The sequence below is a fragment of the Vibrio sp. S457-15 genome, from assembly GCF_000960545.1.
GTDB classification, from domain to species: Bacteria; Pseudomonadota; Gammaproteobacteria; order Enterobacterales; family Vibrionaceae; genus Vibrio; species Vibrio parahaemolyticus.
Genome location: NZ_JYOQ01000045.1, coordinates 29,757 through 53,653 on the forward strand (window position 1 = coordinate 29,757; position 23,897 = coordinate 53,653).

Genomic DNA, 23,897 nt, shown 5'->3' on the forward strand with positions numbered 1-23,897 from the left:
TATGGTTACCCATTACTATGCGAAAGATAATAAGTCTGTAACAAGGGAGCTGGGTAATGGAGAAAGTGCAGTTGGTCGTCGATTTTCTTCTCACGCACAAAATGCTGTTTACCACATTAATTTTGTTTTTTATGTGGTTGGTACGTCGTTCAATTTTGTCGATGATTCGCGGTGATCATGCCTTTTTAACCGAAGATCAACGCAGTTGGATGTCGAGAACCAAAAACGGTACGTTTGCGTTCACATTGCTGATCCTGTTTATCCTCTGGCAATCAGAAATCAGTGAGTTTGCGCTCAGTGTTACAGCGATTGCGGTCGCTATTGTGGTGGCATCGAAAGAGATCATTTTGTGTTTTACAGGCTCGATTCAACGTGCAAGTTCGCGCTCGTTTCGAGTGGGTGATTGGATTGAAGTGGGGAAGTTGTGTGGCGAGGTGATCGAACACAACATGATGGCGACGGTGATTCAAGAGATCGATTTGCATCACGGGCAATACCATTACACGGGTAAAACCGCGACGTTGCCGAATAGTATGTTTTTCACCTATCCGGTTAAAAACCTCAACTTCATGAAGCGTTATGTTTACCATAATTTCACGATTGTGGTGAAAGACTTCGTCAACCTGTATCCGCTACTGACACCGTTAACGGACAAAATTGATGAGCATTGCAGTTACTTTAGTGATGTGGCTCATCGTTACAATGCCATGATCGAGAAGCATGCCGGTGTCGATCTGCCGGGTGCAGAGCCGCACATCCACATTTCAAGTCATATTAATGGTGAGCAGATTGTGCATGTGATGATCTTCTGCCCGACAGATAAGGCGAACCATTTAGAACATTTGATTCGTCAGGACTTTATGGAGCTTTACGAGCAGCGTTTTCCTGCTTCGAATGATGAATCGAACGACGCTGCCTTCAACTAACTCGCATTAAAAAGAAACCCGCTGCTTCGGAGTAAACTCCCAAAGAGCGGGTTTCTTTTTTCGCTTATCTTTACGCCAAGCTATCGGAACTTGCTTTTGAGCATCAGGAACAAGAAGTAGGTACTACCGATAATCGCGACTAACGTACCTGCTGCAATTTGGCTCGGGTAAATGGCGATTTGCCCTAACCAATCCGCCCAAACCATAAGCGTTGCACCAATTAAACTGCCAACGAATAATTGTTCTTTGACCTTTCTTGCTCCTAGCATCATCGCCATGTGTGGTGCGACCAAACCAACAAAGGAAACAGGGCCGACCGTCGCCGTTGAAAAGGCACACAGCAGAGCAACGATAACAAGCAAAATCGTGTTCGCAGATGATGGATTCAGCCCGCGCGCGTTAGAAAACGCTCGACCAATAGAAATCAGTGTTAGCCAACGTGACAACGCTAATACAATCGCTAAAAGCACCAACACGGAGATAAGTAACACCAATGCACTTGTGCTGGTGACGCGATACGTTGAGCCCGTGAGCCAGAGCAAAATTTTGTAACTTTCCCCAGAGCCTTGCGCCAACGCAAACTGCACGAGAGCTTGTAATAGGGCGCTAAGGGCAATACCCGAGAGTACAAAATTAGAAGGGTTAAAGTGGCTGCGTTTCCCGATAATGAGCAGCAGCATCAATACGGTCAGACTGCCTAGAAAAGCGACACCCCAGTTAAATGCGGCGAGTACAGAGCCAACCATCACACCAGTGATGATAATGGCAAAGGTTGCGCCGGATGACACACCGAGAATGTCTGGGCTCGCGAGTGGGTTGTAAACGATGCGCTGCAAAATGATCCCAGCAACGGAAAGGGCAACGCCTACTGAAATCGCACTGATCATGCGTGGCCACCGCAGTTGCCATTGGAACTCGCCAGGAATCGAAAACTCAATACCACTGATACCGTGCGTAACAAATGAGTACGCCAGAATGCCGATGATCCCCATTACTGCAATGCCCCAAACTGCTGCGTTCGATAGAGCCGTTTTTCCTTGGCTCATCGACAAGTTCAGCTGATCCGTAGCTGTCAGTTTCTTGCGAGTAAACCAGATCAACGCAGGTGCACCAATGGCCGCCGCCGCCACACCGCTTGGGATGGTTTCTTCTAACAACAAACTGAGATAAATCGCCGCAGAATCGGTGATAAGCAGCAACGCAGCGCCAAGCAACATGCTGCTGATGAGTTCATCGCGTGGCGTTCTCGCTCCCATTGCGCGGGCGATGTTTGGTGTTAACAAGCCGATAAAACTGATGATACCAACCGCAGTGATTGAGGCTGATACTAGCCAAATACCCATCACCATTAACGCCCCAAACGCGGGTAATACCGCTAAGCCTCGGGCTGCTGCGCCTTCTTGTCCCAGTTTCATTAAGGTCAGAATGCGGGGTGCGATGATCAATATGACGATTGCGATAGTAGAACGTGGCAGCAACCATTCAAACCAATCCCAACTGTATTGTGAAAGGTCGCCCGCTCCCCACATAAAGATGTTTTGAGCAAACTGTGCATTGAGAATAATTAGAGCTGTCGCGATGGAGCCAAGCAAAATGTTGATGACCATGCCGGAGACCACTAAAGGCAACCCCGTCATATTACGCACACCAGCGATCGAAATGATCAAACCAAACGCCACCAAAGCACCTGCCATGGCAGCGAAAGCGGAATAGTCAGCCACCCAGTCAACAAACCAAATATTAACGATGACCAGCGCAAGCCAAGCACCGGAAGAGGTGCCTAAGGTCAGCGGTGAGGTGAGGTTGTTTTGCGTTAACTGTTGCATCAAACTGCCAGTCAGCCCGAGCATTGCACCAACCAATAACGTGATGCTCAATCGAGATAACTGAGACTGCATAAAGAAAACATCACGAAATTCGTTGGCGCTTTCTGGTTGAGCGAACAACTGCCATTGTTCACTCAACGACAAGCTCGTATCAATTTGTAAGCTCAATAGGCTAAGCAACGCAATCAGCGCGACATAGCCAATGTACGGTTTCGTTCTCATTGTTTTGGTGCCAGTTCAATTAAGCTGTCGGTAATGGCTTCTGCCATGTATTGCAAAGACATCGCGCCGCCGTAGGCCCACACCGCTCTTACCGAATTTACGCGCTGTTTTTTCACGAATGGCATCGCTTGCCAAAGTGGTGAGCTGTTCAACTTGCTCTCTTGCGGGAAAGGCTGCACGTAAAGTACGTAGCTTTGTTCAAGGTTTTGTAAGCGGTTGATGCGATCTTGTTTGATGCCCCAAGCGCGCGCAGAGACGTTGATTGGGTTGGTTAGCCCAAGCTGCTCAACTACATAGTCAGTGGTCGAATTTTCCGTCGATAGCAGAACAGAATTGGGTGTCGAGAAGCGCATCACCAACACCTCTAATGGGGCAGAATAATGCTGACGAATTTTGTCACGCAGTTGTTTGAATGAGTCATTGAGTTTTGCCAGTTTTTGTTCCGCTAACTCTTGTTTATCAAACAGCGCACCTAACGTACGAAAATGCTTGATTGCGGTTTGAGCCGCGGTTTCGTCTTGCGAAAAATTCGGCAAATACACCACTGGCGCGATTTGTCTGAGCAGGGGAATCAAATCTTGCTGGGGAGAAGCCGCTAGGATCACATCGGGTTTCAAGCTCGCGATCTTTTCTAAATTGGGTTCGGCGCGAGTGCCGATATCCTCAATGGATTCTGGGGCGTAAGGATTCACTACCCACTGGCGGTAACCCGGCAAGTTAGGCGCCGCAATGGGCTCGATGTCCAACGCGAGCACTTGCTCCAAAATGTCCCAGTTGAGAACCACGACGCGTTGCGGCACTTGCTCAAAAGTCACCGCGCCGTACGCATCATGAACGGTAATGTCTGCGTTCGCTCGTGCAATCATCACTGTGAAAAGTAGAGTCGTGCAGCTTAGTTGTTTGAGAAATCTAACCATCATGCACATACCACCGCCACCTTCTGGCTAGCAAGTGTGTCCGCGGGCGTTGGATGATCAATGAGCTTAATTGGTGATTCGTAAAGTGCAGACAAACGCGCTTCATCAAGCAGCATTTCGGCGTTGCCTTCAAAGGCAATTTGACCTTTTTTGAGCGCAACTATGTGGGTTGCGTAGCGCAATGCTAAGTTCAAATCGTGAAGGATCACGATAATGCCTACGTTCTCGGTTCGATTCAGCTCTGCCAGTAGCGCCATCAGTTGAAATTGATGGTGAACATCGAGCGCGGAGGTCGGTTCATCTAGGATCAAAATCGGTGATTGTTGAGCCAACAGCATCGACACCCAAGCGCGTTGGCGCTCACCGCCCGATAAATCGTCCGCTAATGCTTGAGCAAACGGAGCAACGCCAGTGCGAGCCATGGCTTCAGCGATAATCTGTTTGTCTTCAGGTTTCCAACGACCAAGTGCGCCACGCCACGGAAAGCGGCCTAAGCGCACTAGCTCTTCTACCGTTAAACCAGCCGAGGAGGGCAGCTTTTGTGGCAAATAGGCTATCTGCTTTGCCAGCTCTTTGGTTTTGAGTGATGAAAGGGAAGTGTCGTTTAATGCTACCGTGCCTTTATCTGGTGACATTTGACCAGAAAGCAGGTTCACCAGTGTCGATTTGCCTGAACCGTTATGGCCCAAAACGACAGTCAGTTCATTCGTTGGGATGTTAAGTTGGTCGATGCCGAGGATCTGACGTCCACCTCGAACGATCTCAATATTAGACAGTTGAAACATGGATGGCTCTCAGGAGAAAACTCCCCTCAAGAAAGGGGAGTAGAAAGTTCAATTACCAGCGGTAGTTTGCGTTTAGCATGACAGAGCGAGACTGGCCGTAGTAACACCAGTAATCGCAACCTGATACAAATTCTTTATCCAGAATGTTGTTCACGTTTAGCTGTGCTTGCCACTGTGAAGTGATGTCGTAAGTGACTGACGCATCCCAAAGAGTCACTGAAGGAACGGTTAGGTTCGAGCTCTTAGGGTTATCTTTAGACTCGCCCACATAACGGACACCAGTACCGATGTTTAGACCTGGAATTAGGCTGTACGCGCTGTAGTCTACCCATGCCGAAGCTTGGTGTTCAGGAATAAGCGCGGCTTGTTTTTTGCCTTTGCCAAAGCTTTCGTCTGTTTTCGCTTTGGTATAGGTGTAGCTTGCCATCAGTTTTAGATCGTCGGTTAGCTGCGCCGTGCTTTCAAGCTCAATACCTTGAGAAGTCACTTCACCCGTTTGTGTCGCGATCCATGTTGATGGGTTGGTCACCAACGCGTTCTTTTGCGTAATGTCGAACCATGCTAGGTTGATAAAGCCATCCATAAAGCTTGGCTCATACTTCACACCCACTTCTACTTGCTCGCCTTCTAGCGGTTTGTAAAGCTCATTGGTTGCCGCATCAATGGTGCTGATCACTTCAAACGATTGAGAGTAGTTTGCGTAAGGTGACAAACCATTGTTTGCAAGGAACATCACACCCGCGCTGAGAGACAACTGACCATCATCACGAGATTCGTTTTGATCAACGCCTGCGCCTTTGCCAGAGTTTTCTGTTTTCACCCAGTCGTAACGAGCACCCACGTTACCAATCCATTGTTCATGCAGTTTCAATTGGTATTGCGAGTAGACACTTGCTTGAGATTTCTCAATCTCACGTTTCACGTTCTTTGAAGGATCAAGTGGATTGAAGTTACCGTAAACTGGGTTCCACGGGTTGATGGTGCCAAACGCGTAGTTGTCCTGTTCGTCGCCATCGGTTTTGTGGAATTGCAGATCCATACCGACGAGCACTGTGTGTTCTGCGTTATCTGTCATCCAGTTGCCGACAGCATTGTTATCGAACGTGATGCTCTGGTTTTTGCCGTCACGAAATACGATGCCTTGCGTTAATTCTTCTTTCGCCGGATCGTTGTTTGAGAATGCGTAAGAGCTGCGCAAGTACAACTCATTCGAACCGTAGTTGAGGTTTTGTGAGAATGACCACGTGTCATTGATGTCGTGCTCTAGCAAGTAACCTAGAGAGAACTGTGTGCGTTCGTATTTATCGTAGTTTGGCTGACCAAGGTTAGTCGAAGGATCGATTTTGCCAAAGTTAGAAACAATCAGAGTGCCTGCCGCTGGGAAAAATGGGTTGGTTGGCACACCGTCATCACGAAGGTAAGTGGCCAAAACGGTCAGCATTGTGCGGTCAGAAATGTCGAACTCGACGCTTGGCGCTAGATAAAAACGCTCGTTGTTGGTGCCGTCCAGTTCGCCATCTTGGCTTGTCATCAGGCCAACCAAACGGTAGCGGATTGTGCCATCGTCGTTTGCTTCATCAGCAATGTCAAAACCCACAGACTGGTGTTGGTTGTTGCCTACTTCCACTTTTACTTCGCCTTGAGGCGTAAACGTTGGTTTTTTCTGTACTGCATTCACGATACCGCCTGGTGCCGATTCACCAAACAGAATAGCTGATGGGCCTTTAACCACTTCCACACTTTCTAGGCTGTAAGGTTCGACTAACCATGTGTAGTAACCGTCGCGGAATAGGCGGTTGCCGTTTAGGTAAGTCGCAGCATCAAAACCGCGAACTTTGAACCAATCGGTGTCGTTGTCGGCGCCATAAGGCTGAGCGGTTACGCCAGATGTGTAGCGTAATGCTTCGTCCAATTTTTGCGGTGCACGAACGCGAAGTTCGTCTTCAGAGATAATAGAAACGCTGCGTGGTGTTTCTGCCGCTGGTGTTTCTACTTTTAACGCTTGTGCTGTGACGGTGATGGTTTCCATCGCGGTAACGTCATCTTGTGCGTTCGCTGAAAGCGCAACCACTGCTACTGTAGGCGCAATCGCACAAACCATTGCTTTACGGATCGCAACGGTCAGTAAGTTATTTTTCGTCATAAATACATTCCCGACAATTATATTTAACAAGAAGCTTAATTGTAATTATTATCATTTGAACTTTTGTTTCGGTATTTTACTGACTTTCGTATCAAAAGATAGTAAAACGTCCGCAAATTTATTCGCGGTAACCAAAGTAGTTGTTATGTTTAATTGGTTTGAAAAACTGACCCAACCCTTTCCCCAGATGGAAACCGAAAAGCCACCGAAGACGCTTTTTGGCTTCTGTCGCTTTTACACTCGTGGCTTTGAAGCCCCTTTACTTGTCATGGCGATATTCAGTGCATTGATTGCGGTGACGGAAGTGACGCTCTTACGTTACATGGGCGAATTGGTGGATATTCTTGCCAACCAAGACCGTGCAACATTCTGGGCGGATCAAGGCGATCGCATGATGATGATGGTGTTGCTTGTTGTCGTTGTGATGCCGTGTTTAGGCTTTGTGCACTCGATGGTGATGCACCAAACGTTATTGGGTAATTACCCGATGTCTATCCGTTGGTTGATTCATCGCTACTTACTGAAACAAGCGGTTGGCTTTTTCCAACGAGACTTTGCAGGCCGAGTCGCGACCAAAGTGATGCAAAGCGCGTTAGCGGTACGAGAAACAGTGATGAAGCTGGTGGATGTACTGGTTTACATCAGCGTTTATTTTCTGTCGATGATTTGGATGATGGGCGAGGCAGATGGCTTGTTGATGCTGCCGATTGTGGTCTGGTTAGGCATTTATGTTCTGATCCAGTTCTACTTTATCCCACGAATGAAGCAGGTTGCGACGGATCAAGCGGACGCTCGCTCGGTTATGACCGGACGCATTGTGGATTCTTACACCAACATTTCTACCGTTAAATTGTTCGCGCACTCGCAACGAGAGTTGGAATACGCAGAAAGCAGCATGAAGCAGTTTTTGGTGACGGTTTACCGCCAAATGCGCATGGTCACTTGTTTGCTGTTCAGTGTCGATGCCATCAACTATTTATTGCTTCTGTCTATCAGCGCTATCTCCGTTTACCTCTGGTTAGACGAGGCCGTGACGCTTGGTGCCATTGCGATTGCCATCAGTATTGCGTTGCGTGTGCAAGGTATGTCGAAGTGGATCATGTGGGAAGTTAGCGCGCTGTTTGAAAACATTGGCACGGTAGTAGACGGCATCAATACGATTTCAAACGACGTTGAAGTGAAAGACGTGCCAAATGCTAAGCCTCTACAAATCTCGCAAGGTGAGATCTGTTTCGACAACGTAGGTTTTAACTACAGTGACGAAAAGGCGGTATTTGAGAACTTGAACCTGACCATCAAACCGGGCGAAAAAGTCGGCATTGTCGGTCGTTCAGGGGCGGGTAAATCCACGTTGGTTAACTTGTTGCTGCGTTTCTACGACGTAAATACCGGTAAAATTTGTATTGATGGGCAGGACATTTCTCAAGTCGAACAAGAGTCGCTGCGTCAACATATCGGTATGATCACGCAGGACACTTCTTTGCTGCATCGCTCAATTAAAGAGAACATTCTTTACGGTGATCCAAGCGCTTCAATGGAGGCTGTGATTAACGCCGCTGAAAAAGCACACGCGCATGACTTCATCCAAACGTTAAAAGATGAACAAGGCAATGCCGGCTACGATGTTGAAGTGGGTGAGCGCGGCGTGAAGTTGTCTGGCGGTCAGCGTCAACGAGTGGCGATTGCTCGCGTGCTGTTGAAAAACGCGCCAATTTTGATCATGGACGAAGCTACGTCTGCACTTGATTCAGAAGTGGAGTCGGCAATTCAAGAAAACCTTGAAGTTCTGATGGAAGGAAAAACAGTGATCGCGATTGCTCACCGTCTATCAACGATTGCCGCGATGGATCGTTTGATTGTAATGGATGACGGCAAAATTATTGAGCAAGGCTCACACCACGAGCTGCTGCAATTGGGTGGCGTTTACGCTCAGTTGTGGAAGCATCAAACCGGCGGTTTTTTGTCTGAGTAAGATGCTGCCAAACAGCTGCATCTAAATGAGACTAAATGAAAGGGGAGCAAATGCTCCTCTTTTTTGTGTCTGTCGTTTATACCGTGTGGGTGGCGTCAATGGGTAACGTTAACTTGTGATTATTCATTGAGTTAGACCAACTTAGTGATGGTTATGTTTATAACTGACTGTCGTTATTGAATTTTTTACGCTTTTTTTACGCGAACTCCGAATGGGCTTTTGCTAAAGTTTCTGCATCGAATTTTGGTTGATGTTCTTTATGTTTGCTCATTGGCGAGATAACACATTTCTCTTTTCTGCCATCGTGATTGTTGGCGCGGTTGTGGCCTCATGGCTGTTAGACCAACTGTTTGGCTCTACGGCTGCCGTCCTGCTGATTTTGCAGTTAGCAGTCGTGGTGGTGGCGTTTCAATGCAACTCGCGATTCGCTTATGCGGCGGCGGTGATCGAAGCGCTGAGCTTCAACTTCTTTTTCACGACGCCTCGTTATTCTTTGCAGATGTTTCGTCCGGAAGACATTTTTAATCTAGTCGTATTTATGGTGGTGGCATTTATCACCAGCACCTTCGCGGATCTTTATCGTCGGCAGCAGGGCGAGTTAAAACAAACCAAGCTGCAAAACAGCATCCTGCTATCGGTGTCCCATGACCTACGCACGCCGCTGGCAACCATTATTGGAACACTGACCACACTCAACGAGTACATGCCCAAGCTCAATGACTTAGAGCGCAAAGAATTGCTCGACAGTGCGACTTCAGAAAGCCACCGCTTGCATCAATATATAGAGAACCTCTTACAGGCGACTAAGCTCCAACACGGCACATTAAAAATTACCAAAAAAGATGAGCCTATTGCGAATATTGTGCGGGATGCGGTTTCTCGTTTGCCGAGTTACACCGAGAAAGTATCCATTAATATGGATGATGCCGTTGGCTATTTGTCAGTAAGTCGTTCGCTCATCGAACAAGCGATTTTTAATGTGCTGGATAATGCCATGCGATTTTCGCCAGAGAATGAATCTGTTGAGGTTTCTCTTTCTAAGCAGGGTTCGTCGTGCGTGATTGATGTTCGGGACATGGGGATTGGCATCAAAGCTGAAGATGCGGAAAAAATATTCAGCCTTTTCTATTCCGGTGCGAACAACAAATCGGCCGATTCAGGCACCGGAATGGGACTCGCGGTTGCCAAAGGCATCATCACCGCACACCAAGGAGAGATTCAATCTATGCCAGTATCAGAAGGGACGCTGATCCGCATTCGACTTCCACTCAATCAAGGAGCAGAGCAGGCGTGAGTTACAAAGTTTTAGTCGTGGACGATGAGCCTCGCATTCATACCTTTATTCGAATTTCGCTGTCTGCTGAAGGGTTTGATTACATTGGCGCGAGTACCATTGCAGAAGCCAAAGCGTGTTTCGAAGCGTATTCGCCGCACGTAATTCTGCTAGATTTAGGCTTGCCCGACGGCGATGGGACGGAGTTTCTCACTGCGCTTCGTCAGACATATAAAACGCCAGTGCTAGTGCTGACAGCTCGCGATCAAGAAGAGGAAAAAATCCGCCTTTTAGAAGCGGGCGCGAATGATTACTTGAGCAAGCCTTTTGGCGTAAAAGAGCTCATCGCGCGCATCAAAGTGCTGGTTCGAGATTTGGTGGATGAGCAATCCATCGCTGATGAGCTGGTGGCTGGCCGAGTCAAAATCATCAAAAGCACTCACCAATTTTGGTTGGATCAGAGGGAAATTCCACTCACCAAGAAAGAGTTTTCTTTCATTGAACAATTGATTCTCAAGCCGGGAAAACTCATTGAGCAAACTCATTTGCTAGCGGTGATTTGGGGAAAAAGTCATGTCGAAGATACTCACTACTTACGCGTGCTAGTGAGTCAACTACGCAAAAAACTGAACGATAGTGCTGACGAACAGCGGCTATTAAAAACCGAGCCGGGGCTGGGTTATCGTTTAGTGCTTGAGACGTCCAAGCTCCACTAAATTCCAAATTTAATCAACGTTAATGCCAAGGTTTAGTGCTGGTTATCAGCACTCGAACAGGATTCGTGTTGCCTATTTTCCGCGACGGAAAATCAGTCTAGCCCTTAACGCATTAGCATTTTCTATACATAAAACACAGTTAGGTATTGATATGGCTCACTTTACAGTAATTGGTTTAGGGCGATTTGGCGTTGCCGCTAGCTTAGAACTTATTCATCTTGGACACACGGTAACGGGGGTGGATAGCGACCCGAAAATCGTCGAAAAATACGTCGAAGAGTTAACGCAAGCGGTCATATGTGACGCAACAGACGAAGGCGCACTCAGAGAGTTAGCGTTAGCGAACAGTGATGTGGTGTTGGTGGCGATTGGCGAAGACATGCAAGCCAGTTTGTTGTGTACTCTGGCGCTGAAAAATCTGGGTGTGAAATCCATTTGGGTCAAAGCGAGCACCAAAGCACACCACACCATCGTATCTAAGCTGGGTGTACAACGCATTATTCATCCGGAAGAGGAGATGGGCGTAAGAGTCGCGCAGGCACTCAACTATCCGATGGTGAACAACTATTTGGAAATGGGGCATGGTTTGTATGTGGTGGAAATCCACGTTAAATCCAATCTGCACGATACGCCGCTTTCTAAGTTGATCAGCCGAGGCAGTTACAACATTCAGCCTATCTTGGTGAAGCGCGAAGAAGCCGTCTACACCAATATCAATGATGAGTTTGTGCTTAATGAGTTCGACACGCTGTTGCTTTGTGGTAGTCGCGCTGAGCTGAAATACGTCGCTCCGAGGTTGGTGTAACATGGTTTTGTGGCATCCCTCTATTATCCCAATCGAGCGAAAACCTAAAGCGGGTAAAAAATTGTTGGGCGCACCGCCATTGATACTTAGCCTCAGTTTTGCGTGCTTGATCATGCTCGGCACAGTTTTACTCAAACTGCCGATTGCCACCACAGAGCCCATCACTTGGATTCAAAGCCTGTTTACTGCGACATCGGCCATTACGGTGACGGGATTAGTTGTGGTAGACACGGGTACGGCGTTTACGCCTTTTGGGCAAGTGGTTATCGCTTTCCTGATTCAATGTGGTGGCCTAGGTTTAATGACGTTTGCCATCGTGACTTTGCTGGCTCTGGGCGGAAAAATAGGCTTTTTGGAGCGAGTCGTCGCGAGAGAGGCGTTCAACCAAACTGACTCGTCGACACTCATTGCCACTGCTAAATCTGTATTGATGTTCGCTCTGCTCGTTGAACTTATTGGTTTCACTATTTTGAGCGTTTATTGGAGTGAAGAGCTGGGCTGGAAAACCAGTTTGTTCCATGGTTTCTTCTACACCATCAGTGCGTTTAACAATGCAGGTTTTGCGTTGAGTGCCGATAGCTTAATGCCTTACGTGGACGACCCGGTCGTTAACTTCATCATTACCAGTTTGTTCATTATTGGTGGTTTAGGCTTCTCGGTTTGGATTGACTTAAAACGCAATCGCCGTTGGCACCGACTCACCGTTTACAGTCGAATGATGATCCTAGGCACGATGATCATTAACGTGGTGGCACTTATCGCGATTTACCTGATTGAATATGACAACCCCAACACGCTTGCACCGTTGAGCGAAGCAGGGAAATGGTGGGCATCGTGGTTTCAAGCGATGACGCCAAGAACGGCAGGGTTCAACACTTTAGCTATCGATCAGTTGGAAGATGCCACAACGGCGATCATTCTGGTGTTGATGTTTATCGGCGGTGGATCACTGAGCACTGCAAGTGGTATTAAAGTTGTGACATTTATGGTGTTAGTCTTGGCAACTTACAGCTATTTGCGTCGTGATGAAGCAACCTATGCCTTTCAACGCGAGATTCCCAAAGAGACCATCAGCAAGGCATTGGCGCTGACTCTGATCTCGGTGGGTGTGACTTGGTTTGCCATCTTCACGCTGTTACTGACAGAGAAAGCGTCTATGTTAGACATTATGTTCGAAGCGGTCTCGGCGCTAGGTACGGTTGGGTTATCGCGAGGCTTAACGGGCAGTTTGTCTGAACCGGGTGAGTTAGTGATCATCTTCATGATGTTTATGGGACGATTAGGCCCCCTTACTTTGGCGTACTTCTTAGCCAGTCCTAGAAAGAAAAAAGCGCGTTACGCGAGCACTAAACTGGCAATAGGATGATGAAACCGATGCGGCGGCAAAGCATGTGGATGGCATGCTTTGCTGCTTGCTTGTGCTTAGCATTATTACTAAGTTGTTCATCGAAAGTTATATAAAAAGAGGAACAAATGAGCTCTATGAGTAAGTGGTAATTTCTGTAATAACCATAAGTTATGTATGCCTTTTGTTTGTCGTGAAGGTCAATAATCTCATTGGATCGAGCGATGTATAGTCGCTAAATTAAGTTGGCAACTTTTCCGTGCTGTTATTGGCATTTAGTACCCATTGTTTGACCTTAATACGAAAAACGACATTACCCATCAACAATGTTTGCCTGAGTTTCGGCTGTTGTATTAACGGCTGCATTTTCTGCAGTTGAAGATAACTACTTTACAAAAGAACTCTCCATGCAAACTCGCCGCGAACTCTTCTTTGCCCCTTTTCAGCGTCTGGCTGTAATCGCAGAGCAATGGCGAGCTGGGTCTAAATCTTACTTAACAGACTTAGCTTCAATCGCGTTACTGCTTCTCCCACTGACATTATCTAACGCGCTGGCTATTCTACTTGGTCACGCATTTCGAGTGGCGGGCTTGGGGGATGTTTCCTTACTGCTTTTCCACCTTTCCGACATTTTGATCAACCTATATCCCACGGCATTTTGCGTGGTTGCTGCATATTATTTGTCGCACAAAGCCAATGTATCGAGCGTGGTGCTTATCATTTATTCGCTGATCATGTTCTATTTGGTGTCGATAGAAAATGAAAGCTTATCCGCGACGTATACGTTGCCCAATAACTCTCTGTTGGCGCTGATCAGCGCCATGATGTCGTATTTGTACTGCAAACATTTGAGAATTCAATTGCTTGAACCCCAAGCAGTGGACTTTACTTCTCGGCTGTTTAAAGACGTTTTGCACTTTTTTGTATTTGTTCTTGTCGCGGTAAGCCTGTCTCACGTTACTGCGGCGATCATGGTGTGGTTTAGTGGCGCAGTGCGCAGTATCGGCGTCGATCCTTTAACGCTTGAAGGCGGTTTAATCTATCAAACCGTTTTGGGGTTGCTAGGGGCGACGGGCATCAATGCTCACAACATGTTGTTTGCCATCAAGCAGCAGATATACGCTGCGACCGAAGCCAACATGGCTGCTTGGCAAGCTGGCGAAGCGTCGCTTAACGTTATCAGCCAAGGTTTTTACGACGCCTTTTTGTCTATGGGCGGCTCGGGAAACAGCGTCTGTTTGCTTCTATGTATCCTGATTTTTGCCAGAGAGCGCAACCACATCATGTTGGCGTTGGCGGCTGCGCCATTGGTGATGTTCAACATTAATGAAGTGTTGCTGTTTGGTTTGCCGATCATCTTTAACCCTATTCTCATCATCCCATTTGTGCTGGTGCCTTTGGTGAGCTTCGTGATCACTTATGCGAGCATTGCGTCGGGTATGATTGATCCTGTCGAGAAGATCGTGAATTGGATGACGCCGCCGTTAATCAGTGGATATGTCGCAATGGGAAATCATATTCAAGGCACAATACTTCAACTGATAGTGATCGCGGCAGGGGTATTGATCTATCGACCTTTTTATCTTGCTTATGCTGGTAAACACGCGAGTCAATTCGGGCTGAACAATGCTTTGAATGGTATTGAACAATCGCTGTTTAAGTCTCTGCTTAATAGCGTGAAAGATTCAAACATATACATTATCAACAAATCATCAGCTCAGAAGCGTTTGACTTCAATTCTGCGAGAAGGGGAGCTGGTGATGTTTTATCAAAAGCTACAATCGACTCATGATGAGAAAGTGTTCTCCTATGAAGCGCTGATTCGTTATATCGACAAAGAGGGAAAACTGTGCCCTCCAACGTTCATCAGTGACTTCCAAATGCTTGATGCCATGCCGCTACTTGATAAGTTGGTCATCGAAAAAGTGCTGTCGGACATGAAAACAATGTCGTTATCGCCGTCACGTCGAGTTGCGATCAATATTTCGGTTTCGACGATCGAACAAGCGGATTTTGTTCAGCACTTACAAGGGCGACTTGAGCACTATGGCGTGTCCCCAGATTGGTTAGAAATCGAGATAACCGAAGAGGCGGTGCTAAACGATAAAGTGTCGTTGACCAATACGATGATCGCGCTGCAAGCGTGTGGTATTCGCATCGCAATGGATGATTTCGGAACGGGTTATGCTTCGTTTCCGCATTTGCTCAAATATCCGTTTGATAAGATCAAGCTTGACCGTTCATTACTGCTTGATGCCACAGGCGAAAAGGGGCGCGAGTTATACCGAATCGTGGCTAAACTCGGGCACATTGCCAACTGCGAAGTCGTAGCCGAGGGCGTAGAAACTCAAGCCGAATATGAGTTCGTCGCGCAATGTGGCGTCGACAAAGTACAAGGTTTTTATCTGGCCAAACCGATGCCGATACAAGACTTATCGGATGAGAGAGCATGACCGGATTCGCCTAGTAAAAAGGGAAGCACGCGCTTCCCTTTAGGCACACTCAAATTGAATTCAAAGATTATTTGAACTCAAATTTACCCTGCATGATCGCCCAGTGACCAGGGAATGAGCAGAAGAATGAGTAATCACCGCCAGCCGTCATTTTTTCCGTGCTGAATGTAATGCTGGTGCTTTCACCGCCACCAACGACTTTCGTGTGAGCGTAAACGCGCTCGTCGTCTGGCTTCACGTAACTGTTATCTGCGCCAGCAGACATGCCGTCAGTGCCTACCGCTTGGATGTTGGCTGTATCTGCGATGACAACGTTGTGACCCATAGATTGCGCTGGCATTTTACCAGTGTGGTTGAGCGTTAGCGTTACTTCTTTACAAGTTGCTGGAACACTCAATGTTTTGGTCGAAAACTGCATCATATCGTTAGCATCAATAGAAACCTCACACTCGGCACTGGCTTGTGCGCCGAAGCTCAATCCTGCCAGTGCCAAGGTTGCTGCTAATATACGTAAAGACATATAACACTCTCCATTTTGTTGTTTTGGGCTGACTTGGACTTTTTTGTCCAATAGTTCTCATTATCAGCCAGTTTTGACCCGAAAAACGTGCTTCAAACGGTATATTGACGATTTGTTGCAAACTTGTACTGGTTCGTTCCACTGATTGATCACTGAACTACCTGATTTTCTTTCGTGGCGTGAACTGGCTCAATTCTCAATTCGTGTAGGTTGAGGGAGTCGATTCAATTAAGAGGGGGAATATGAGATGGGTAAGAAACTAAGAGAAAGCCCAACGTCGACGTTGAGCTTTGGAACGAATTCAGAGGAGGGTTAGCGAGTCTGTTTAAGCTCGGCTAATACTTCGTGCAGTGAAGGCACGATAGAGTGACCAAATTGTTTCACCTCATCGCAAGGTTCAACCAAGTCCGGAATTTGATAAGTGATCATGTTTGCCGCTACAGCGGCGCGAACACCGTTATTGGAATCTTCAAAGGCCAAACATTGGCTTGGCTCTACATCCAGACGGTTCGCTGCCAGCAAATAGATTTCTGGATCGGGTTTGCCGTGGCTCACTTCGCAGCCTGTCGTTAAGTTATCGAAGTATTTGCTCAACCCTGCTAATTCCAGTTTGATTTTTGCCACTTCTTTCGCAGTAGATGTCGCGACCGCGATAGGTAAACCTTGTGCTTTCAACCACTCCAGCAACTCAACAACGCCATCTTTTACAGGGATAGCTTGGTGTTTGACAACTGCGTTGTAACGAGTGCGCCATTCAAGATGCAGGCGGTCTAAATTCTCGCCGTAGGCTTTGCGGAAAATCGTCTCAATTCCTGCCGCATTGCGGCCAATGATCGATAGGTAAACATCTTCATAAAACGGAAGGTTTTGTACTTCACATGCTTCTTGGAAAATACGCATACAGACGCGTTCAGTATCAAGAAGTAAACCATCCATATCAAAAATAGCAGCTTGGTATTTCATTACATTACAGGCTTGTTGAGTGAGGGAACACATTCTGGCATAAGCCGACGTAATTTTCTCGGAAATTTACTTTTCTGTTTGTCGCAGTTGTATAAATCGGATGCGGTCTTATTCGATAGGGTGACTTTATGGCTCTAAAACAAAAGTGGTGGCAGTGCAGCGCATATCATTCTAATTAATCAATATTATTTTTATTGGTTTTATTTATGCTTTCGTAGTTAATTTATTATAAATATTAATTGTTTAAATGTTTTGGATTATTCCCGTAGAGTTTTAATAAAAACTATCTCTAATTAAAGCGTGAAACTTGTCGTAATTCATTACTTGGTTTTTAGGTTATTGAGTTGAATGGTTTTTTTATCACTACAATAGTGTTGTTTAAGATATGAATGTCTCGATAACTATTCCTTCAAGCTTAAAAAGTACAGAGCGTTTTAATGAAGTCCGAAGTGAGTGGTTTGTATTGGAGTTTAAGGATGAAGTTTAAAATCGGTTTAATATCCGCAGCTATTTTGTTATCTGGGTGCGCGACTCAAAAAATGGCTTTCCCGACACAAAACCAATTAACCATTACAGGCAATACGCTGGTGTACGACGGCATGATTACCGGAGATGCCGTGCTAGAAGCCATAAGAATGGTGAATGATAGTGACCAGAAAGTGACAACATTACGCATTACCAGTAGTGGTGGTGATATTGGCGTCGGGATCGAGTTTGGTCACTTCATAAAAAACAACGATATGGATGTGATCGTCAGCCAATTGTGTTTTTCTGCTTGCGCGAATTACATATTGCCTGCGGCGAAAAGTGTGGTGATTGGAAAAGATGCGCTTATTGGGTGGCATGGTGGCGCGAATCAGAGTGACGAGATGTGGGATCAATCGGTTCCTTCGCAATACGAAAAGCAGTTTTATCGCTATCTTACTCGTTTACGAATTAAAGAAGCGGAGTTCTACAATAAAGTAGGAGTGGATCCAAATATTACCGTTTATGGGCATACGAGAACGAATACATGCCAACGTTCAACGCTCGCGAATGGTTGGTATTACACTGAATCTGATATGCGGCAAATGGGAATTAAGAACCTGACTGTGCAAGGTGAATTAATGAACACTTTGAACTACAACAACAGCGAGATTAATTCTTGTTTGATGCCGCAAATATTTAATTAATTATCACCGCCACAAAAATCGCTCGAGTGAAAAAGAATACGCCTCGCTTAAATTGCGAGGCGTTTTTGTTTCAATTTGAATCAACTGTAAGCCCGTGCAACGCGACCTTCGCAATTCAAGGTGTATTGTTTGGCGTAAGCTGGGATGAAAACAGATTGGCCTTTATCTACTACACACGTTTCACCATTTGCGTGTGTAATCACGAGCGGGGAATCTAGCGGCAAAAGGATTTCTGCGGTTCTTACATCAAGTGTTCGTTGGTTGGCCTGCTTTACAATCGCGAATTTGAAATCGTCGACGGGAATTGGGTATTCCAACATGTCGTCGTTTTCGATTGGCGCAAGCAGTAGGGTGTCGAATGGCTTTTCTTCGAAGCGTGTGCATGCAACGAGTTCTTTTACGTCCATATACTTCGGTGTTAAACCTGCGCGTAGCACATTGTCTGAGTTCGCCATGATCTCAAGCCCCGTCCCTTTCAAGTACGCGTGTGGCGTTTCTGCATCCAAGAACATCGCTTCGCCTGGTTTCAGCGTGATGACGTTGAGTAGCAAGGGTGCAAACAAACCAATGTCGCCCGGGTATTGCGTTTCTAACTCCAAGATCAGGTTGAACAGAGGTAAGTCGGTGATGCTAGCTTGAGTCAATAGCACCGTCAACGCCATCTCTTTCTGTTCGCCTTCCAGTGACAATAGACCGGAGAAGAAGCTCGCCAAGCCTTTGGAAGTTTGATTGTCGATAAGGTCATCCACCAAACCTTGCAGCTCAGGAATCGCCAGCTCAGAGAAGAAGCTGATGATTTCACTTGTTGGGCGGAAGCCATTCATCGCTTTGTATTCGGTTAGCGCGTAAACCAATTCTGGTTTGTGGTTTGGATCTTTGTAGTTACGGTTTGCAGCGGTTAGGGGAATGCCTTGTTTTTCTTCCAGTGCAAAACCCAGTTCTGCTTGTTGCTTGTTTGGGTGCACCTGAATCGACAGCGCTTTCTCAGCAGCAAGCACTTTAAACAGGTATGGAAGTTCACCAAAACGGTTTGCGACTTCTTCACTCAGAAAAGCATTCATGTCTTGAGCAATCAGTGAAGAGAGTTTGGTCTCCTCGCCGTTTACCGTCACCATTGAGCAACCGTTTGGATGCGCGCCCATCCATACTTCTGCTTGTGGTTCGCCCGTTGGGTTTTCAATGCCAAACAGTTGGTTAACAGAAGTAGTACTGCCCCAAGCGTAGTTTTGAATCACGTTGTTCATCAGGAAAAACGTCGGATGCGCAGCTTGAGTTTGAATCGTTTGTGTATCGGACATCGTTAAATCAGACATAGAGTGTCACCATGAGAGAAAATCATGGCTTGGGCGACATTGCCCAAGCCATAGGAGCCATTTTGGGGAGGGGGGATTAAGCGGCTGCTTGCATCATTTTTGCTTTACGCACTTTCTTCAACGTTACACACGTTACTGCGGTAACCGTTGCGCCAGCTGCCATACAAATCAGAGCAAGTACTGGGTGGTTCATCGCGCCAAGTAGAGCGACAACTGGACCGCCGTGAGCAACGCTGTTGGTGATGCCGAATGAGAACGCCATTACTGCCGCCACCATTGAGCCAAGTACGTTTGCAGGAATCACTGACATTGGATCTTGCGCTGCGAACGGAATCGCACCTTCAGAGATACCAACCAGACCCATTGCACCTGCTGCTTTACCTGCTTCGGTTTCTGATTCTTCGAACAGGTCGAACTTACGACCAAGCGCCGTTGCCAGTGCCATGCCTAGAGGAGCAACAGGGATTGCACACGCCATCGCACCCATAAATTGAGTTTGACCGCTCGCAATCATGCCCACAGAGAATAGGAATGCGACCTTGTTGAATGGACCACCCATATCGAAGCCAGCCATACCACCAAGTACGATACCCAGTAGAACGACGTTACCTGTACTCATGCTAGTGAGTAGCGCAGTCAGACCGTCCATTAGGCTTGCGATTGGCGCGCCGATAACGAAGATGAATAGACCTGCGATGAATAGCGAACCTGTGATTGGCGCAATCATGATTGGCACCAAAGGTTGGATGAATTTGTGGTAGTTAATCGACGTAATCCACTTCACGAAGTAACCCACAAGCAGACCTGCGATGATGGCACCGATAAAGCCTGTACCAGCGTCTGCGCCGTAGAAAGAACCGTTGTTTGCAATCCAACCACCGATCAAGCCAGGAGCTAGAGCTGGACGGTCAGCAATCGCGTAAGCAATGTAACCGGCTAGGATTGGGATCATCAGCGTAAAGGCAACCACACCTACGTTTAGGATTTGGTTCCACATGCTGCCTTCAGGAATTGCCATGCCCGCTTCACTTGGTTGACCACCGACTGCAAGAGCAAGGGCAATCAACAGACCACCCGTTACGACGAATGGGATCATGTGTGATACGCCATTCATCAAGTAGCGATATAAGTCAGAACGAGCTTGAGAAGCTTTGTCGGCAACCGATGCTTGCGTATTGCCATTGGACTCAGCTTGGTACGTCGGTGCGTTTAACGCTTCATTAATCAGTCCTTGAGCATCGCGGATTGGGGCTTTTACGTTGGTTTTAACCACGCGTTTGCCCGCGAAGCGGTTCATGTCAACTTGCTTGTCACATGCCACGATGATGGCATCTGCACGCTCGATTTCTTCTGCGGTTGGGCTGTTTTTCACACCGATTGAACCGTTCGTTTCAACCTTGATTTCGTAACCCATTGCCGCTGCACCTTTCTCTAGCGCTTCTGCTGCTAGGTAGGTGTGGGCAACGCCAGCAGGACAACCAGTAACACCAATGATGAAACCTTGGTTTGCTGGAGCATCTGTCACTGGTTGCGGTTCTTCTTTAGCAAGAAGGAGTGCCAGTGCGTCGTGGCTGTTTGTTGCGCCTAAGAACGCATCGATGAAACCATCTTCAATCAGTTTTGAAGACAGTTCTGCAAGTACTTCGATGTGGTGGTTATCGCCACCGTCTGGAGAGGCGATCATGAAGAACAGCTTTGAAGGTAAACCGTCTTCCGCGCCGTACTCGATACCTGATTTGCTTACGCCGATCACAACCGCCGGTTCAATCACCGCGGCGCTTTTCGCGTGTGGAATTGCCACGCCATCTTCAAATCCGGTATTTCCTAATTCTTCACGTGCTTTTATATCTGCAAGAAATTGTGTTTGGTCAGAAATACGACCTTGGGCATGAAGAACGGCAACCAGTTCTTTAAATACGTCTTCTTTTGAAGACGCTTTAAGATCAAGCTTAATTAAGTCTTCATTTATTAGTTTGGTGATCATTGTCGAACCCCTATAAATATAATTTTTATTTCAGGGGTATTTTTAAATTACTGAGAAAAAGACTGTAGTGAAGAAAAAATGCATTTACTGGAGGATTGTAACCGACTAACTATAGTGTGATTTAGATCGTTCACTGGACAAATCTAGCTGCATATCTGTGACATGATGGATAAGAAGCTAAACGATAAGTAAAATGTGGCGTTGCTCCCATTTAAAAAGGGATTGAGTGTTATTGATAGAGCTTTTGTTACTGGAAATTTGATGCGTTAACTGGATTTTTGTAATATTAAAATGGAAGTGTGATTTTGCTCAATAGCACAAAAATCCAGTCCGGTGTATATCTATAGTAAATAGCATCATTGATGCATATATAGAGTGTGAGACAATGATTTTTCATGATTTAATTTCAGCGGTATTAAATGAAAGAGAGCCATTTCATAATATTTGGTTTGCAGGAGATTTTCATACGCCGCCTGAATTTAGCTATCAAGTTAATTTCCCTCGCCTAGAGTTAGTTCTGGATGGGGAATATATTAATGAAATGGAAAGTCATGATCGAAAAGTAACGCACATCGTTGCTAAAAAAGGCGACGCGATATTTATTCCACCTAACTGTTGGAATAAACCAGACTGGGATACCGATTGCTCAGTGTTAAGTATTTTGTTTGGGCGTCGACAACTTGGGTTAAGTTTGGTGAGCAAACGCAAAGGTGAGGCAAACTTTTACGATATTCAAAAGCATAGCATCCAAACACGCTCAGGATTTGCGATAGATAACATCTTAGAAGCGTTGAGCTCACTGGCTCGTGAGAATACTAAAAAACCAATGGATGAGCTTTTACTGCAAGCATTACTGCAATACGCGAAGACGATGTTGGATGCACCAGTCGAGCAGCAGTCACATAGCCGTGTGCAAGATCTCTATCAAGGGATTTGCATCTACATTCAAGAGAACTTCCATCGCCCAATCACGCGTGACAGCATTGCGTCGAGATTCAGTATTTCCTCGAACCATTTGTCGCGCTTGTTCCGTCAGCAGGGGCACATGACCTTGGCAGACTACATTACTTGGGTACGCGTGGATCGTGCGAAGTTTATGCTCAAGAAATACAACTTCAAACTCAATGACGTGTCAGTGCGCTGTGGATTTAAAGACGTGAACTATTTCTGCCGAGTATTTAAGAACCGCACAGGCAGAACGCCGACGGAATATCGTGGTTCGATTTAAGCCTTCAGTCAGAGTGCGTAAATCATAGAAAAGTTTAGGCGAGCAGCCTCGACATGGCGTACATCAGCAGCGCTTGTAAGTCGACGCTGCTTTTTGTTAGTAGTAGGCGTTCCGCCATTTGATCGGTAAGCAGATTTCGTGTGAGATTAGTGGCCGCAATGATCTGTTCTCGGGTCGGCTTTTCTGGCATCACCAGTGCTATAGCCAGATGAACATCACCCATCTTTGAAGCCCAATCCATCGATTTTTCATTTGCAATAACGGCAATAGAAATATGGTCAACACCTGAAAACATCACATGCGGTAGAGCGATCCCCGGAGTCACGCAAGTTGATGAACGTTCTTCGCGTTTAATAAAAGCAAGAATCAGTTCGTCGGGATGAATGGGGTGGATCAGCTGAGCTAATCCTTTAAGGCATTCAAACTTGGTGAGCTCGGTATGCGCTTTGGCGTAGTGCCATTTGATTTCACAAGGTGGGCAAATTTGCGGTAAACGCTCGGCCAGTTGGCTAGAAAACTCATAGTTGATATGAGATCCCACCACCGTAAAGTGTTCAGCAATCATGTCTTTGATGACGAAGCAGGCCAGCTCTGCGTCAATGCCAATCGCTGTGATTTGACACAAATCTCCTTGTTGTAGACCTGCTTGCAAAATCGCCACGGACTTGGTGAGTTCCGCAACACGATTTTGCGTTACATTAATGATATGTAAGGTACTTTTGAACTTCTTTGCCACTCGATTGAGTGGCTGAGCAAGGTGCGCACTGGCATTTGCATTATCGACGAAAAAGGTGATTTGGTATTCGTTCATCTGCAAATTTAGTCGCGGCAGTGGACGAGGAATACTTTGTCGACGTTCAGCAAAACCTCTTCAATGGGGATTTGAATTTTGCGCGTCCCTTCGAATCGGCCAGGTTGTTCTATCTCAATATCCGACACAATCAAAACCCGATCCGCTTGAGCGATATCGTGCGGAGTGAGCTGATTTTCTATCCCCATCGCACCTTGCGTTTCTACTTTAATTTGCACGTTATGTTTTGGCGCAGCTTTCATTAGTGCATCTGCCGCCATATAAGTATGAGCGATGCCTGTAGGGCATGCTGTCACCGCTACGATTTTCATGTTCTATCCATTTTATTTTTTGTGGATATTAGCACAGCCACCGCAGATTGAATTGATTTGATCTGGATTAACGCAAGAGCTCTATCACAGTTTGAATCTCATGTTACATTAATCCAGTTAATGCACTTTTAGTCCTATATATCAAAGGGTAGGCACTGGTTAATCTATGCCCAAATAAAATGAGTAGGAACGCATACGAGCCAGGGGATCCT

Annotated in this window: 19 protein-coding genes; 9 read left to right on the forward strand and 10 right to left on the reverse strand. The window is 46.4% G+C overall.

The window, feature by feature from the left end; all coding sequences use genetic code 11:
- Window positions 1-56: 56 nt before the first annotated feature.
- Window positions 57-926, forward strand: coding sequence for a mechanosensitive ion channel family protein (locus UF05_RS06145; RefSeq protein ID WP_005463003.1), 870 nt, complete (start codon window positions 57-59; stop codon window positions 924-926).
- 80 nt (window positions 927-1,006) lie between these two features.
- Here UF05_RS06145 and fhuB read toward each other — a convergent pair whose 3' ends face one another.
- The 4 genes from fhuB to UF05_RS06165 are packed head-to-tail and all read right to left on the reverse strand — an operon-like array spanning window position 1,007 to window position 6,819.
- Window positions 1,007-2,974, reverse strand: a complete 1,968-nt coding sequence (gene fhuB / locus UF05_RS06150) for a Fe(3+)-hydroxamate ABC transporter permease FhuB (RefSeq protein ID WP_045545885.1) — start codon at window positions 2,972-2,974, stop codon at window positions 1,007-1,009.
- Window positions 2,971-3,900: an iron-siderophore ABC transporter substrate-binding protein gene (locus tag UF05_RS06155; RefSeq protein ID WP_079881911.1), complete on the reverse strand. Its 930-nt coding sequence runs from the start codon at window positions 3,898-3,900 to the stop codon at window positions 2,971-2,973. Before UF05_RS06155 ends, fhuB begins: the two co-directional genes overlap by 4 nt.
- Window positions 3,891-4,676: an ABC transporter ATP-binding protein gene (locus UF05_RS06160; protein WP_005478119.1), complete on the reverse strand. Its 786-nt coding sequence runs from the start codon at window positions 4,674-4,676 to the stop codon at window positions 3,891-3,893. The genes UF05_RS06155 and UF05_RS06160 overlap by 10 nt, the downstream gene beginning before the upstream one ends.
- Window positions 4,677-4,728: 52 nt before the next feature.
- Window positions 4,729-6,819, reverse strand: coding sequence for a TonB-dependent siderophore receptor (locus UF05_RS06165; RefSeq protein ID WP_045545884.1), 2,091 nt, complete (start codon window positions 6,817-6,819; stop codon window positions 4,729-4,731).
- A gap of 145 nt (window positions 6,820-6,964) precedes the next feature.
- Here UF05_RS06165 and UF05_RS06170 point away from each other — a divergent pair, with 145 nt between their 5' ends.
- The 6 genes from UF05_RS06170 (at window position 6,965) to UF05_RS06195 (ending at window position 15,383) form a co-directional block, all read left to right on the forward strand.
- On the forward strand, window positions 6,965-8,791 hold the full coding sequence (locus tag UF05_RS06170; RefSeq protein WP_045545883.1) for an ABC transporter ATP-binding protein: 1,827 nt from the start codon (window positions 6,965-6,967) through the stop codon (window positions 8,789-8,791).
- A gap of 259 nt (window positions 8,792-9,050) precedes the next feature.
- Window positions 9,051-10,085: a sensor histidine kinase gene (locus tag UF05_RS06175; protein ID WP_025793809.1), complete on the forward strand. Its 1,035-nt coding sequence runs from the start codon at window positions 9,051-9,053 to the stop codon at window positions 10,083-10,085.
- Window positions 10,082-10,780, forward strand: a complete 699-nt coding sequence (locus UF05_RS06180) for a response regulator transcription factor (protein WP_025793811.1) — start codon at window positions 10,082-10,084, stop codon at window positions 10,778-10,780. The genes UF05_RS06175 and UF05_RS06180 overlap by 4 nt, the downstream gene beginning before the upstream one ends.
- A gap of 151 nt (window positions 10,781-10,931) precedes the next feature.
- Window positions 10,932-11,585, forward strand: a complete 654-nt coding sequence (locus tag UF05_RS06185) for a potassium channel family protein (RefSeq protein ID WP_005375180.1) — start codon at window positions 10,932-10,934, stop codon at window positions 11,583-11,585.
- Window position 11,586: 1 nt separating this feature from the next.
- On the forward strand, window positions 11,587-12,951 hold the full coding sequence (locus tag UF05_RS06190) for a TrkH family potassium uptake protein (RefSeq protein ID WP_045545882.1): 1,365 nt from the start codon (window positions 11,587-11,589) through the stop codon (window positions 12,949-12,951).
- A gap of 386 nt (window positions 12,952-13,337) precedes the next feature.
- Window positions 13,338-15,383: an EAL domain-containing protein gene (locus UF05_RS06195; RefSeq protein ID WP_045545881.1), complete on the forward strand. Its 2,046-nt coding sequence runs from the start codon at window positions 13,338-13,340 to the stop codon at window positions 15,381-15,383.
- A 67-nt stretch (window positions 15,384-15,450) separates the two neighbouring features.
- Here UF05_RS06195 and azu read toward each other — a convergent pair whose 3' ends face one another.
- Window positions 15,451-15,903 carry an azurin gene (gene azu, locus UF05_RS06200; protein ID WP_005463034.1) on the reverse strand — a complete coding sequence of 151 codons (453 nt, stop codon included), beginning with the start codon at window positions 15,901-15,903 and terminating at the stop codon, window positions 15,451-15,453.
- 312 nt (window positions 15,904-16,215) lie between these two features.
- Window positions 16,216-16,866: an HAD family hydrolase gene (locus UF05_RS06205; protein ID WP_025572982.1), complete on the reverse strand. Its 651-nt coding sequence runs from the start codon at window positions 16,864-16,866 to the stop codon at window positions 16,216-16,218.
- Window positions 16,867-17,342: 476 nt separating this feature from the next.
- Between UF05_RS06205 and UF05_RS06210 the strand changes: the two genes are divergently transcribed.
- The gene (locus UF05_RS06210; protein ID WP_045545880.1) at window positions 17,343-18,038 is read left to right on the forward strand and encodes a hypothetical protein; all 696 of its coding nucleotides are present in this window, start codon (window positions 17,343-17,345) and stop codon (window positions 18,036-18,038) included.
- A gap of 80 nt (window positions 18,039-18,118) precedes the next feature.
- On the opposite strand, the gene manA is transcribed toward UF05_RS06210, so the two are convergent.
- Entirely contained in the window at window positions 18,119-19,336 is a 1,218-nt protein-coding gene (manA, locus tag UF05_RS06215) for a mannose-6-phosphate isomerase, class I (RefSeq protein ID WP_374011537.1), read from the reverse strand.
- A 91-nt stretch (window positions 19,337-19,427) separates the two neighbouring features.
- Window positions 19,428-21,335, reverse strand: a complete 1,908-nt coding sequence (locus UF05_RS06220) for a PTS fructose transporter subunit IIABC (RefSeq protein ID WP_045545878.1) — start codon at window positions 21,333-21,335, stop codon at window positions 19,428-19,430.
- A 385-nt stretch (window positions 21,336-21,720) separates the two neighbouring features.
- Between UF05_RS06220 and UF05_RS06225 the strand changes: the two genes are divergently transcribed.
- Window positions 21,721-22,563 carry a helix-turn-helix transcriptional regulator gene (locus UF05_RS06225; RefSeq protein ID WP_006742228.1) on the forward strand — a complete coding sequence of 281 codons (843 nt, stop codon included), beginning with the start codon at window positions 21,721-21,723 and terminating at the stop codon, window positions 22,561-22,563.
- Between the two features lie 34 nt (window positions 22,564-22,597).
- Here UF05_RS06225 and UF05_RS06230 read toward each other — a convergent pair whose 3' ends face one another.
- Complete coding sequence (locus tag UF05_RS06230) at window positions 22,598-23,374, reverse strand: PTS sugar transporter subunit IIA (RefSeq protein ID WP_020838128.1); 777 nt, start codon at window positions 23,372-23,374, stop codon at window positions 22,598-22,600.
- A gap of 8 nt (window positions 23,375-23,382) precedes the next feature.
- The gene (locus tag UF05_RS06235; protein WP_005463048.1) at window positions 23,383-23,685 is read right to left on the reverse strand and encodes a PTS fructose transporter subunit IIB; all 303 of its coding nucleotides are present in this window, start codon (window positions 23,683-23,685) and stop codon (window positions 23,383-23,385) included.
- Between the last annotated feature and the right edge of the window lie 212 nt (window positions 23,686-23,897).

Bases quoted from the DNA above. Each gene is read 5' to 3' on its own strand.
- UF05_RS06145 (WP_005463003.1), top strand. From the start codon at position 57: ATGGAGAAAGTGCAGTTGGTCGTCGATTTTCTTCTCACGCACAAAATG.
- fhuB (WP_045545885.1), bottom strand. From the start codon at position 2,974: ATGAGAACGAAACCGTACATTGGCTATGTCGCGCTGATTGCGTTGCTT.
- UF05_RS06155 (WP_079881911.1), bottom strand. From the start codon at position 3,900: ATGTGCATGATGGTTAGATTTCTCAAACAACTAAGCTGCACGACTCTA.
- UF05_RS06160 (WP_005478119.1), bottom strand. From the start codon at position 4,676: ATGTTTCAACTGTCTAATATTGAGATCGTTCGAGGTGGACGTCAGATC.
- UF05_RS06165 (WP_045545884.1), bottom strand. From the start codon at position 6,819: ATGACGAAAAATAACTTACTGACCGTTGCGATCCGTAAAGCAATGGTT.
- UF05_RS06170 (WP_045545883.1), top strand. From the start codon at position 6,965: ATGTTTAATTGGTTTGAAAAACTGACCCAACCCTTTCCCCAGATGGAA.
- UF05_RS06175 (WP_025793809.1), top strand. From the start codon at position 9,051: ATGTTTGCTCATTGGCGAGATAACACATTTCTCTTTTCTGCCATCGTG.
- UF05_RS06185 (WP_005375180.1), top strand. From the start codon at position 10,932: ATGGCTCACTTTACAGTAATTGGTTTAGGGCGATTTGGCGTTGCCGCT.
- UF05_RS06190 (WP_045545882.1), top strand. From the start codon at position 11,587: ATGGTTTTGTGGCATCCCTCTATTATCCCAATCGAGCGAAAACCTAAA.
- UF05_RS06195 (WP_045545881.1), top strand. From the start codon at position 13,338: ATGCAAACTCGCCGCGAACTCTTCTTTGCCCCTTTTCAGCGTCTGGCT.
- azu (WP_005463034.1), bottom strand. From the start codon at position 15,903: ATGTCTTTACGTATATTAGCAGCAACCTTGGCACTGGCAGGATTGAGC.
- UF05_RS06205 (WP_025572982.1), bottom strand. From the start codon at position 16,866: ATGAAATACCAAGCTGCTATTTTTGATATGGATGGTTTACTTCTTGAT.
- UF05_RS06210 (WP_045545880.1), top strand. From the start codon at position 17,343: ATGAAGTTTAAAATCGGTTTAATATCCGCAGCTATTTTGTTATCTGGG.
- manA (WP_374011537.1), bottom strand. From the start codon at position 19,336: ATGTCCGATACACAAACGATTCAAACTCAAGCTGCGCATCCGACGTTT.
- UF05_RS06220 (WP_045545878.1), bottom strand. From the start codon at position 21,335: ATGATCACCAAACTAATAAATGAAGACTTAATTAAGCTTGATCTTAAA.
- UF05_RS06225 (WP_006742228.1), top strand. From the start codon at position 21,721: ATGATTTTTCATGATTTAATTTCAGCGGTATTAAATGAAAGAGAGCCA.
- UF05_RS06230 (WP_020838128.1), bottom strand. From the start codon at position 23,374: ATGAACGAATACCAAATCACCTTTTTCGTCGATAATGCAAATGCCAGT.
- UF05_RS06235 (WP_005463048.1), bottom strand. From the start codon at position 23,685: ATGAAAATCGTAGCGGTGACAGCATGCCCTACAGGCATCGCTCATACT.